The organism is Paenibacillus hunanensis (genome assembly GCF_014645615.1).
GTDB lineage: Bacteria > Bacillota > Bacilli > Paenibacillales > Paenibacillaceae > Saccharibacillus > Saccharibacillus hunanensis.
On sequence record NZ_BMMB01000008.1, the window covers coordinates 263,514 to 276,704 of the forward strand.

The 13,191-nt window shown below is 50.5% G+C and carries 7 protein-coding genes; 1 reads left to right on the top strand and 6 read right to left on the bottom strand.

Going from position 1 to position 13,191, the window contains the following annotated elements; all coding sequences use genetic code 11:
* Positions 1-30: 30 nt before the first annotated feature.
* On the top strand, positions 31-2,682 hold the full coding sequence (gene clpB, locus IEX62_RS18420) for an ATP-dependent chaperone ClpB (RefSeq protein WP_188777017.1): 2,652 nt from the start codon (positions 31-33) through the stop codon (positions 2,680-2,682).
* 771 nt (positions 2,683-3,453) lie between these two features.
* On the opposite strand, the gene IEX62_RS18425 is transcribed toward clpB, so the two are convergent.
* The 6 genes from IEX62_RS18425 to IEX62_RS18450 form a co-directional block, all read right to left on the bottom strand.
* A complete protein-coding gene (locus IEX62_RS18425; RefSeq protein WP_188777018.1) occupies positions 3,454-5,058 on the bottom strand; it encodes a response regulator in 1,605 nt (534 codons plus the stop codon).
* The gene (locus IEX62_RS18430; RefSeq protein ID WP_188777019.1) at positions 5,055-6,953 is read right to left on the bottom strand and encodes a sensor histidine kinase; all 1,899 of its coding nucleotides are present in this window, start codon (positions 6,951-6,953) and stop codon (positions 5,055-5,057) included. Before IEX62_RS18430 ends, IEX62_RS18425 begins: the two co-directional genes overlap by 4 nt.
* A 46-nt stretch (positions 6,954-6,999) precedes the next feature.
* On the bottom strand, positions 7,000-7,848 hold the full coding sequence (locus IEX62_RS18435; RefSeq protein ID WP_188777202.1) for a carbohydrate ABC transporter permease: 849 nt from the start codon (positions 7,846-7,848) through the stop codon (positions 7,000-7,002).
* The gene (locus IEX62_RS18440; protein ID WP_188777204.1) at positions 7,848-8,795 is read right to left on the bottom strand and encodes a carbohydrate ABC transporter permease; all 948 of its coding nucleotides are present in this window, start codon (positions 8,793-8,795) and stop codon (positions 7,848-7,850) included. Before IEX62_RS18440 ends, IEX62_RS18435 begins: the two co-directional genes overlap by 1 nt.
* A gap of 130 nt (positions 8,796-8,925) precedes the next feature.
* A complete protein-coding gene (locus tag IEX62_RS18445; protein WP_188777020.1) occupies positions 8,926-10,266 on the bottom strand; it encodes an ABC transporter substrate-binding protein in 1,341 nt (446 codons plus the stop codon).
* Positions 10,267-10,690: 424 nt separating this feature from the next.
* Entirely contained in the window at positions 10,691-13,183 is a 2,493-nt protein-coding gene (locus IEX62_RS18450) for a glycoside hydrolase family 88/105 protein (RefSeq protein WP_229685913.1), read from the bottom strand.
* Positions 13,184-13,191: the final 8 nt, after the last annotated feature.

The window sequence follows — 13,191 nt, forward strand, 5'->3', positions numbered from 1 at the left end:
TGATTTGGATCGTTCAGGAGGGAGAGAAGCATGGATTATACTAAATTAACGAATAAGCTACAGCAGGCAGTCGCTTCAGCACAATCGCTGGCGACTGGAATGGGACATCAGGAAGTAACAACGTCTCATTTGCTTAAAGCGCTATTGGAGCAGGATGCAGGCCTATTGCCCCGTTTACTGCAAAAAATGAATATTTCTCCAGATGTGATTGCACGTCAGAATGAAGAACTGCTGCGTCGTAAGGCGAGCATTAGCGGCTCGTCAGCGGTCAGTCGGTATGCGTCGGCAGGTCTGCTACAGGTGCTGAATCAAGCGGAGAAGGAAGCGGCGGAGATGAAGGACGAATTCGTCGCTGTTGAGCATGCCTTGCTGGCGTTATTATCGAGCGATGAGCTAGGCAATCGGGAGGCACGTCAGCTGCTTAATCAGCACGGGATGAAGCGAGATACCGTGCTGGAGGCGTTGACCGAGATTCGCGGACATCAGCGTATTACGAGTAAAGACCCGGAAGCGACCTATGAAGTGCTGGAGAAGTACGGACGTGATCTGGTCGCTGAGGTACGCGCAGGCAAAGTCGATCCGGTGATCGGTCGAGATGATGAGATTCGCCGCGTGATCCGCATTCTGTCGCGGAAAACGAAAAACAATCCAGTGCTTATCGGTGAACCGGGCGTTGGTAAAACGGCCATTGTCGAAGGGCTGGCTCATCGGATCGTGCGCAAGGACGTACCGGAAGGACTCAAGGATAAAATGATCTTTTCACTCGATATGAGTGCGCTTGTTGCAGGTGCGAAATACCGCGGTGAGTTCGAGGAGCGTCTGCAAGCGGTGCTGCGTGAGGTGAAGGAGAGCAATGGGCAGATTATTTTGTTTATCGACGAGCTGCATACGATTGTTGGCGCAGGCAAGACCGAGGGTGCGATGGACGCAGGGAATATGCTCAAGCCGATGCTGGCACGCGGTGAGCTGCATTGTATCGGTGCTACGACACTCGATGAATACCGCACCTATATCGAAAAAGACCCTGCATTGGAACGCCGCTTCCAGCAAGTGCTCGTAAGTGAGCCGGATGTAGAGGATACCATCTCCATTTTGCGTGGTTTAAAGGAACGGTTTGAGGTTCACCACGGGGTGAAAATTCACGATAACGCGATTGTAGCGGCTGGCGTCCTGTCGGATCGCTATATTTCCGATCGTTTTTTACCGGATAAAGCGATCGATCTGATCGATGAAGCATGTGCGATGATCCGTACCGAGATCGATTCGATGCCAGGCGAGATGGATGAGGTCACACGCCGCATCATGAAGCTGGAGATCGAAGAGGCTGCTCTGAAAAAGGAAACCGATGACCTGAGTCGCTCACGTCTGGAAGCCCTGCAACGCGAGCTTGCCGATCTTAAGGAAAAGCAATTAGAGATGAAGGCACGCTGGGATAAGGAAAAAGAAGGTATCGAGCGCGTGAACGAGCTGAAAAAGCGACTGGAGCAAGCACGCGTCGATCTGGAAAATGCGCAGGAGGAATACGATCTGAATCGTTCCGCCGAGCTGAGCTATGGCATCATTCCCGATCTGGAGCGTCAGCTCAAGCAAGCAGAGGAAGAAGCACAGCAGGATCATGAGGGAAGATTGTTGCGTGAAGCGGTAACGGAAGAGGAAATAGCAGATATCGTCTCGCGCTGGACAGGTATTCCGGTCAGCCGTCTTGTCGAAGGCGAACGTGAGAAGCTGTTGCGTCTGGAAGAGGTGCTACATGAACGTGTCGTAGGACAGGATGAAGCGGTACAGCTTGTTGCGGATGCGGTCATTCGCTCACGCGCAGGTATCAAGGACCCGAATCGTCCGATCGGTTCATTCCTGTTCCTTGGCCCGACCGGAGTCGGTAAGACCGAGCTAGCGAAGGCGATTGCTGCCTCGTTATTTGATCGCGAGGAAAATATGATTCGGATCGATATGTCCGAATATATGGAAAAGCATAGCGTATCTCGCCTTGTCGGTGCACCTCCAGGCTATATCGGCTATGAAGAAGGTGGACAGCTCACCGAAGCGGTACGCCGCCAGCCGTATTCCGTTATTTTGCTAGATGAAGTCGAGAAGGCACATCCAGACGTATTCAACCTGCTCCTGCAATTGCTGGACGATGGACGCCTGACCGATTCACAGGGACGGAATGTTGATTTTAAAAATACAATCGTCATCATGACCTCGAATATCGGCTCTGTGCATCTACTGCAAGCGATGGAGCGCGATGGTGAGATTAACGAATCAGTACGTCAAACGGTCATGCGCGAGCTGAACAGCCATTTCCGCCCTGAATTCTTAAACCGTGTCGACGATATCGTCATCTTCAAGCCACTGAGCCTGAACGAAATTCAACAAATCGTACTCAAGCTAGCCGATGGCTTGCGCACACGCCTTGCTGACCGTCAAATCAGCTTGAACATCAGCGACGATGCAGCCCGCCTGATTGCTGACGAAGGCTTCGACCCTGCCTACGGCGCACGCCCATTGAAGCGATTCATCCAACGCGCCCTGGAAACCAAAGTCGCCCGAGCCCTAATCGCCGGCGAAGCAACACCAGGCTCCACCGTAGAAGTCACCGCAAACGAAGGCGACCTGCAAGTCCACATCCATTCCGACTCCTCCGGCGCAGGCGAAATGCCTGAACCCGTAACAGCCCAGTAATGGAGCAACTATACTACGAATGAATCATCACTATCGATAACCATCAATTGATATTTATAGATCAATGTCTATAAATCAATGTCTATAAATCAATGTCTGTAGATCGATGATGGCAGAAAACACTTCTGCCCTTATAGCATGTACTCGCCACATCCTTTATCAAATTCAAATATACACCCAGCATATCCAGTAGACATCCACAAAAACACCCTACTATCCAATCTACTGCCCACATGCTACATGCTGATACCCACAAAAAAGAGGTCATCCCAGTCCATAGGATGACCTCTTTTTCAATTGTATCTATTTTATCTATCACACACATACACACTTAAAAAGTTCATCCAACCATTCATTATTTAACACATTTAACGCATTATTCAATAAAACTAAGACTAGCGTCAAAATGATCTGAGTAACAATAACCTGATCCCTATCATTTTAACTAAAACTGCCTCCCCTTCCCTTGAGAGTAGTTGGTTTGATGCTATTAGCTATACAAGAAGGTTGCCACAAGCACAGAACGAAGGGAAGGAAATAAGGGGAAAGGACGACTTGCCGTGTTAGCGATCTCCTAACACGGGGTTCAATGAAAAGTGATTTTTGCGAAGCAAAATATCTTACTGCTTTTGAGCACGGGAATCTACAATTTGATCCTAATCCGTAGATTCCCGCGGCTCCACCCGAGTCCGTCCCCTTATTCCTTCCCGAAGTGGTGTACCTCCCCAACCTCCCCCACACACAAGGCGCTTAAAACCAACTCCTCTCCCGTCACCTCACAACTTCAGATGGACTCTTCCCCGTAACCATCTTAAACACCTGACTAAAATAAGTCGCATTACGAAACCCCGTCATTTCACTCACCTCATACACCATATACTGACCCGACTCCAATAACGCCAGCGCCCGCTCAATCCGATACTGATTCAAATAACTCACAAAATTCTCACCCGTCATCCGCTTGAACAGCTGACTCAGATACTTGGGATGCACATACAGCGACCGGGCAATCGCCTCAAAGCTAATCTCCTCCGCATAATGCTGCTCCACATATTGCTTCACCTGAGCGACGAGCCGATTGCTCTTTTTCTCCGCTTGCTCGCGCTGAATATGCTCCAGCCAGTGGTGGATCAGCTCATCCATCCAGCCTGTTAGCTCTGTTAGTGCATACTTGGATTGAATATCTCGTAAAAATTCGCTCATCGATAAGGGCGGCTCCAGTCGTGGATATCGTCGATTCCAGCTATGAATAAGCGTGTCGAACAGACTAACCGCGACGACCTGTACATCCTGTAGCAAGCAATGCCCGCTTTCCAGCTGACTTCGTAGCGTATGCCAGATATCCAGTGCCGTGTCGGTACGCATATCATTCCAGGCATCATTCCATTGCCGTAGCGCAGCTGAATGATCCGGTACAGGTGACTGCTTTAGCATATCGTGTTCATAGCAATAGATACGGCTACCTCCTTGAAACTCCGCATTTTCGAGCGCTTCACAGCTTTCCAGATACGAGTCCATTAGCTCGCACAGATCCGATTTGCACAAGCCGATGCCAGCACTGACCTCAATTTTCAAGTAGGTGAAAATTTGCTGAATGATGCGCTCTAATAATACATGCAGCGTATCCAGCGCACTATGCTGCTCCAGCACGACAAGGACGAATACACGATCTGAATAATCGACCAGCTCCACCTGTCCCTGTCCATGCTGCTGGGCATAGAGCGCAGCATTTTCCTGAATAATATCGGCTGCCCCATAGCGTAGCAATTGCCAATCGCGCTCCTTCATCCGGGTGACAAATTTGGGACGATTCAGCTGTAAGCTAACAGCTCGCACCTGATCTCGATGCTGAATACCGATATAATCCATCCGCTCACGGGATAATTGCTCGGGACGATAGCGTGTCGTGAGTAGCTCCTTCATAAACTGCTTGCGTAGATAGGGAAGTACACGACCGACCTCCTGTCGATACGATAGCTCTAACTGCTCATGGCGCTCTCTAACATCGTATTCCAGCATGACCTCCTGTAGCACACTGGTGATCTCGTCGACCTCAGCTGGCTTCAGCAGAAAATGGCTCACTCCCCAGCGCATCGCCGCACGCGCATTCTCGAATTCATCATAGCCGCTCAAAATAATAATCGGCAGATTCGGATAGTCACCGCGTAGCTTACGGGTTAGTTCCAACCCATTCATACCGGGCAAATACACATCGGTCATCAATAGATCGGGCTGTAGATCATAGAACAGCTCCAGTGCCTCTGTACCGCTAGCCGCTGTTCCAGCTACATGCAGATCAAGGGCTGCCCAGTTAATATGCTCGCTTAGTGCACGAATAATATGCGGATCATCATCGACGAGTAGAATACTTTTCATGCGCTTTCGCCTCCTAGCCAGAATTGGAGCTGCTCCTCATTATCGATTCGCGGTAATGTAATCGTCACGACCGTTCCGCCATGTGTCCCATTGGTAAGCTGTACCCCATATTGATTGCCACAATAGAGCCGAATACGCTGCTGTACATTATGAATACCGATGCCAGAGCATTGATCCTCGCGCCAATCATCCGGTAGTCCCTGTCCGTTATCCGTAATGCGAATGACGATACCTGCTGGCTGATCGAGCGCTTGAGCCGGGGCTGATGAGATAAGACCTGCTTCATGAAGTGGCTGGATATCGACCCCAACGCGTAGCACATCATCATCGGGACAGGCGTGCATAACGGCATTTTCAATAAATGGTTGTAAAATGATTTTCGGAATATACGAGCCGCGTAGTAGAGGATGCACATGTTCCTCATAGGCGATGGCAAAGGGTAAACGTTCCGCCTGAATGCTCACATAACAGCGCGCATGCTCCAGCTCATCGCGCACGCAGATGAATAATCGACCACCACTCAAGCCAATGCGTAGTAGCTTACTCAGCTGCACGATCATTCGGCTAATATCACGCGCTTCATAATCAAGTGCACGCCAGTGAATCATATCCAGTGTATTGTATAGAAAATGGGGCTTGATCTGTGCTTCGAGTAATCCCGTCTGTGCTTCACGCTTGGCGCGGCTCTCCTCACGTACACGATTCATCAGCTCCGTCAGACGCGAAGCCATATGGTTAAAGCCATAAGCCAGCCGTGCATATTCCTCGGTAAACGAAAGCGTAATTCTCGTATCAAATTGCCCTTCCTCCAGTCGCTTCATATGCTGAATGAGCTGCTGTAACGGACGTACAATGCGCCGTACAAACCAATACGCCAGCAGCACCGAGCAGAGCAATCCAAGCACAGCGACTCCGATAATCTGCCAGCCGGCTGTCTGTACTGGAGCGAGTAGCGTATGAACTGGAATCGTCTGCACCAATCGCCATTGCAGCGTGCCTGGACGCGAGTAGAGGACGAGCTGCTTGTTGCCACTGGCATCGGTTACGACTTCATAACCATCTTCGCCTAACCGCGTGTGCTGCTCCATCCATTCCGGGTCAATCGTCATCCCATCTGTAGCTACTGCTTGTGATCGTAGGCTAGCAGCATTCGGATTGCTATCCTGCTCAGCAATCGCTGTACCCTTGCTACCAATTCGCATAATCGTATGCCCGGCTGTATCGATCAGCAGCACCTGACCGTCCTGAAGTAGGGGCAGATCGGCAAAGCGCTGTACGATATCGTCACGACTCAAGCGAATAAGCACATAAGCGACCGTTTCACCATGACTGTCAAAAATACGCTGTGCATAGCCGATCAGCGAATGACCGGACGACTGCTCCTGTAACGGAACCCAGGCAGCATCTGCCTGCCGTAGCGTCTGAAACCAGTTCTCATCTGTAATTTGCTGTACCGGATAGATATGATCGGCAATCGTCACCGGTACAGCATCAAACGCATTCGTATACAGCTCAATCGAGCTAATCCGGTCATTCACCACGAGCGTATGCTCAATCATACGTGACACTTCACGGCGCTGATGAATCTGGGCAAGGGGACGGGCGTTACTGGTATGTAGCAATGTGGCTAGCTCGCGGTTGCTGGCAAGCGAATAGGCAGTGCCAGATACTCCGGTAATAAAGTCGAAGCCGCGACGGGTGCTTTCGTTGAGCAGCGCCAGCCTTGCCTTGCTAATCTCCGCAAAGGTGACCGCAGAGAACGACTGATAGGCGAGCCATACAATTGCCGACACAAGCAGTAGATTAAACGCAATAAAGCAAGTCACCATCAATGTGGTGAGCTTGCTTTGTTGCAGCTTATGTCGGATGCGGATGGAAAGACTTGCTTTCGTCATACGTCATCACTCACTTTATCATGAGATGTTCGGATTCAATCGTCGATTATCCTTTCAAACCCGATGTAGCGATGCCCTCGACAAAGTATTTTTGACAGACGATGAAAATAATAAAGCATGGAATGAGCGACAGCACCGACATCGCGAACATCGGTCCCCAATCCGATTGTGAGCTGGAATCGAGGAACAGACGCAAGCCGAGTGGAACCGTGTACTTGCTCACATCGCTCAAATAAATGAGCTGGCTAAAAAAGTCATCCCATGTCCACAGGAAGGTGAAGATCATCGTCGTGACAAGCGCTGGAAAGGCGAGCGGCACAATAATTCTTAAGTAAATGCGCACCGGACCACAGCCATCGATCGTTGCTGCTTCATCCAGCTCCTTCGGTAAGCCACGGAAAAATTGCACCATTAAAAAGATGAAGAAGGCGTCCGTTGCCAGCCATTTTGGCACAATTAAGGGTAAGTATGTGTTGATCCATTCCAGATGATTGAACAAAATATACTGCGGAATCAGTGTCACATGATGCGGTAGCATAATCGTCATGAGCATTAACGCAAAGCCAAAGGCTTTAAAGCGAAAATCCAGCCGTGCGAACGCATACGCTGCCATCGAGCATGAGATCACGTTACCGAGCACTGCGCCCAGCGATAGCACAATCGAGTTGAGCAAAAAGCGTGCAAATGGGTTGCCCTGAATCCCTTCCCAGCCACTGCGATAATTGCCCCAGTTCCATTCACTGGGCCAGAACCAGATTTCCGAGAAGATTAGATGTCCCGGCTTGAACGAGCTGCCGAACATCCAGAGCACCGGATACAGCATCACAAACGCAATTCCAGAGATCACCAGATGCTTCATCACAATCCATGCGGTCGAGCTACGTTGTCCGATCATCATTTACCACCATCCTCATAATGCACCCACAGCTTACTGCTACGGAATACAAGTAGTGTGAACAGTCCGATCAGAATGACAAGTACCCATGCCATCGCTGACGCGTAGCCCATCTGGAAAAAGGCAAAGCCTTTTTTGTACAGATAAAGCGAGTACATCAGCGTGGAATTGACGGGCCCGCCGGAGCCATTACTAATGATGAATGCCTGGGTGAACGACTGAAATGACGTGATCAGCTGCATAACCAGATTGAAGAAAATGACCGGTGACAGAATCGGCAGGGTAATGTGGAAAAAGCGTCGCACCGCACCAGCGCCATCTACCGCAGCCGCTTCATCGTATTCCGGTGGAATCTGCTTCAACCCGGCAAGGAAGATAATCATCGACGAGCCGAATTGCCATACGGATAGCAGTACGATCGAGTAGAGCGCATAGTTAGGATTGGCAACCCAATCCGGTGCCTTAATACCGATCATGGCGAGCAGTCCGTTCAGCAGTCCGTCACCACCGAGCATTTTACGCCAGAGCATCGCAATCGCCACACTGCCACCGAGCAGGGTAGGGATATAATAGATCGTCCGGTAAATGCCCAGCCCGCGAATACCGCGGTTAAGCAGCATCGCCACGAGCAGGGCGAAGATCAGCTTGACCGGAACCGAGACGCCCACATACGTGAATGTAACTTTTAATGATTTGATAAATAACGGATCACCAGTGAACATCGTAATATAGTTCTGCAAGCCGACCCATACCGGTGGGTTCAGAATTGTATAATTCGTAAATGAAATGTAGAGCGATGTCAGCATCGGCCCGAGTGTGAGCAGCACCAGTCCGACTAACCATGGTGCTAGAAATAGCAGTGCGATACGATTATGCGCATACCGCCGTTTGACGGTGCGTGCAGCCTTCTGCCCGGTGCGGGTGCGGCTGATCGTTGTCGTTATCATTTTCACAGTAGCAACCTCCCGTTTGGATCAAAGTCAGTTGTCGTGACCATTTCAGTGCGCATAGTGAACCGAGCGCTATAGATGCCAGTCCTATGATGCAGCAAACGCTACAGCTCGATGAGCGTCAATGCTATTGTCCACTTGCTAAGGCAGCATTCGCATTATCGATAAATTGCTGAATCACATCGGCAGGGCTGCCCTGACCGAAGGCGATTTGCTCACTAGCGGTCTTAAAGCTGGTATCGACTTCTGAATATCCTTGTGGGTAAGGTGGATTGATCGGGCTGGAATGCTTGGCAACCACATCGATAAATTGAAAGATCGCTTTCTCTGAATCGGGCAGCTTGCTCTGCATCTGCTCACGGACGCTGGAGTTCACAGGCACACCGCGCTCAGAGCCGAGAATCGCTGTTGCTTCCGGGTCATTGACCATAAAGTCGATAAACATCGCGACTTCCTTCGGATGCTTTGTTTTGGAATAGCCGGACATGAATTGTCCTGGTTTCAGGTATTCGCCGCTTTTCGTCTCGTTGACTCCATGTGGAATGACTTGAATGGCAAGCTTGTGATCCTGATTTTTGTTCACCTGCTGGAATGTCAGCAGCTGATTCGACCAGGCAAAGTCCATTGCTGCCGTACCGAGTGAGATCGGTCTAGTTTCGATCGCATTCGTTGTCGACGCAGTGACCTCGGCTGGCGTTACGCCGCCATTTGCTCGTAAGGCTGCCCACATATCAAACCATTGCTGTAGCTGCTCATTCGTAGCTGCCAATTTACCATTTTCGAATAAGCCAATACCGCTCTGGCGTAAAAACACTTCAAACATATTGGTCATACCGGAAATATCAGCGGAGCCGTAGAAGCCCTGACCTTTAGCGGCTGCAATCTTAGCCGACATCTCGCTAAAGTCTTTCCATGTCCAGCTTTCCTGTGGCGCTTCGATGCCCAGCTGTTGTAGCAGTGTTGCATCGTAGATCACGCCCGGTGCATTCACACCCAGTGTGATCGCGTAGAGCTTGCCATCAATGGAGCCTGCATCGATCATGCTTTTATCATGCTTGGAAATGTCCAGCTCGCTGCTCTGTGTATAAGGGGTGAGATCCAGTAGTGCACCGCGACGAGCGAAGTCGCTCAGAAATGCATAATCCATTTGCAGCAGATCGGGTGCGTTGGAGCCAGCGACCTGAGTCGTTAGCTTATCCATATAACCGTCCCAGCCAGAGTATTCAGGTTTGATCGTGATGTTGGGATGCTTTTCTTCGAATAGCTTGATGACTTTGGTTGTTAGATCATGCCGTGTCTGTGAGCCCCACCATGTCATACGCAGCTCAATTTTGCCAGAAGCATCGGCCTCGCTATTGCCACTGCCGGAAGAAGCCGTATTGGAAGTGCCGCCACCACAGGCGGTTGTGAACAATAACAGGGTTAGTGTTAGTAGTACGCCCCACTTTTTCATCGTCCCTTGCATCATCAATGAAACCTCCCCAACCATTTTGTAATCGCTTACAAATAATATTGTATAGGGTGGAGCGTGGTGATGACATAAACAAAAGTAAGCTATCCTTTTAAAAAAGTAAGCATTTGCTTGTAGATGCTTTTTTTGGATGCTATCGCATTGGCTTGCGAGTGAGCGCATGTACTTTGATAACAATAAAGAAAGTCTTCTCTGTTTGAGACACTGTAGGCAAGCACAATAGTACACAAGCACCACAGAACAGTACACGAGCGTAGAAGCACATAGGCACACAAGTACATAAGGATAGAAGCACATAGGCATAGAAGCAGGAGAGGTTGCACGCTTGGCGGCAACCTCTTTTATCCTGTTCATATGAATGGGTACTATCATGTACAATGGATCGTTACAGTAAAAGGATGGCTACGATAAAGGTTGATGATTACGATAACACGCCGTCCGATACAGCGATTTTTTGACCGAGGTGTTGCTTCATGCGTGCGACCTCGGTGCCAGCTAGCATCATGATGCCGATCCCATGGTTGTCGTTTGTTACGGTGCGCAGGTCCTGATCATAATATTCGGCGGTGAAGGCGTAGCGGGAGCCACTGCACACGCCGTGTACATTACCCTGACGATCAATCGCAAGTCGGGTGAGTGCGTTCCATGCCTTGCGAGCAGCGGCAGCATAGCGATCCGGTTGTCGTAGCCAGCCCATGCGTACACCGCGGGCGAAGCCGTAGGCGAACATGGCGGTGCAGGACGCTTCCTCGTAGGTGCCTGGCTCATTCAGCACCTGATGCCACAGTCCGCTATTGCTTTGCAGGGCGGTATAGCCTTCGCATAGCTCATTAAAAAAGTCGACCAGGGCGGCGCGATGCTCATGCTGCTCGGGTAAGGCTTCCAGCACCTCAGACAGTGAGAACAATGTCCAGCCATTGCCGCGTCCCCACGGAATTTGAGTGGCCTGACCGTATTTGAAATCATACACATGCGACATGATCTGATATTCCGGAATGAACAGATAGTTACGGAACAGCAGGAATTGGCGCGCGGCTTCGTCTAATGCGGCAGGATGATTACGTATTCTGGCATAGCGTACGAGGAACGGTGTACTCATATACAGATCGTCTGCCCACATCGTGTTCGCCGCATACTCGCCCTCACAGGTACGGTAAAAGGCACCGTCTGGCTGACGCTCCAGACGATTCAGCATAAAGTCAGCGATTCGATCGGCGATCTCCAGAAAGGTCGGTTCATGGCATTCTTCATACGCTTCCAGCATCGCAGAGCCAAAGGAACCACAGTTGTCCAGCATTTTCAGCATCACGAGCTGCTGATTAATGGAAGGAAAGCCATACTGCTCGCGATCCCAGAGCGAATACCGATACATCGTCGTACACGCTTGTACATGCTCAGCCGCATATTGTGTAATATCCGGGCGCTGTAGATAGCGTCCTGTTTTGAGCAGACCATATACCGTCACACCGAGCGGATAGTCCCAGCGCCCATAGTTGGTCACCTGTCCAACCGTCCACTTATTGCTGAGCATCGCATTTTCATAATAGGGACGAATCCATGTATCCGGGCGATCAAGCCGCCAGTACGTATGAGCAGTGGGTGGAGCTGAGGCTTGTCCCGATGAAGATTGATTCGGTGCACTTGAACTAGCGCTTGCTTCCGTAGGGTAGAGCCGATTCATCGTGTACATATCCGCAGGGTCGGGAGCAGTTCTTTTAGGAAACGGGCCTGCATACATCCAGCTCTGATCATATGCACCACGAATGCGCCATGGTAGTTCCTGAGCGAGCGTTCGTTCACCGCAGGTTGCCTGTACCGAATAGTCCCATGCTGCGCCATCTGCTGTGCATTCGCTGTATACGAGCAGATCATTGGGGCCAAAATCGGCTTCGACATCGACGCTATAGCTGCCTGCTTCTGTGAGCGATACGACAAGCTGCTGCTGTAACCAGATACGCAGTGGCCCTTGGCTATGCCCACTCAAGCGAATGGTCGATTGCTGCGTGTCCTCCTGCTGGATACGTGTCCAGGCATACGCACCGTGACCGGCAAGCTTGCCATACATTCTTTCCAATGACGGTAATGTTTGCTGATCAGCCGACCAAGCTGGTGCTGGCAGCCATGTCAGTCCGCTGTGCTGTTCGCTACCAAGCAATGCGGTATGAAGTTGCTCAATGCGGTCTGGTCGCTCGGTGTGTGACTGCTGAGCTGAAGCATGGCCAGCAGACGCAGTAGCCATCGTCAGCTGCTCACCTGCGATGTTAGTATTGCCAGCTACATTAGTATTGCTCGTAGGTATGTTACCGCTTACAGAAGCGGGTAAATCTTGAGCGGCTAATCCGAGTCCTTTACTCGTTGTATCCCGATGCAGCAGTGGTGAATATACCCAGCCAGCCTGACCCTCGCGCTCACCGAATGGCGCCAGCACATTCAGAATCCGTACTTTTCCTTCATCCGCCCCAAGCTGACAGCCGAAGCCTGCGGGTGTGTATCGGCATTCCAGCAGTATCGTATTCCAGCCCGGCTGAATATCGATCGGCAGCTTCACTTCGGCATGCTGAGCCAGCTCATCAATCACGGTCGAGCGATAGATCAGTTCACCGTTAAAATAAAGCCGTACCGGGCCCTGACAGCGTGCCAGCAGATCGAGATTCCGCTGCTCATCACCCCAGACCAATCCAGCAGCCCACACATAATCGCCCTTTGTCGCTTCTGGAAAGCGCTTACCAAAATCAAATTCATATAAGCCTTCTGCATTCTGTAGAATACCGGAACGCTGAAAAGCACGATATACAAAATCCGCCTGCGCATTTGCTCCAATATAACGTTCAGCCAGTACTTTCAGCACCTGGGATTGATCTTCACCAAAACGATAATGCATACTTTGTGGTTCATCAAAATGACGGGTTACCAAGGGGCTTC

Excerpts from the sequence above, each read along its gene's own strand:
- clpB (WP_188777017.1), top strand. The coding sequence starts at position 31 with ATGGATTATACTAAATTAACGAATAAGCTACAGCAGGCAGTCGCTTCA.
- IEX62_RS18425 (WP_188777018.1), bottom strand. The coding sequence starts at position 5,058 with ATGAAAAGTATTCTACTCGTCGATGATGATCCGCATATTATTCGTGCA.
- IEX62_RS18430 (WP_188777019.1), bottom strand. The coding sequence starts at position 6,953 with ATGACGAAAGCAAGTCTTTCCATCCGCATCCGACATAAGCTGCAACAA.
- IEX62_RS18435 (WP_188777202.1), bottom strand. The coding sequence starts at position 7,848 with ATGATCGGACAACGTAGCTCGACCGCATGGATTGTGATGAAGCATCTG.
- IEX62_RS18440 (WP_188777204.1), bottom strand. The coding sequence starts at position 8,795 with ATGATAACGACAACGATCAGCCGCACCCGCACCGGGCAGAAGGCTGCA.
- IEX62_RS18445 (WP_188777020.1), bottom strand. The coding sequence starts at position 10,266 with ATGATGCAAGGGACGATGAAAAAGTGGGGCGTACTACTAACACTAACC.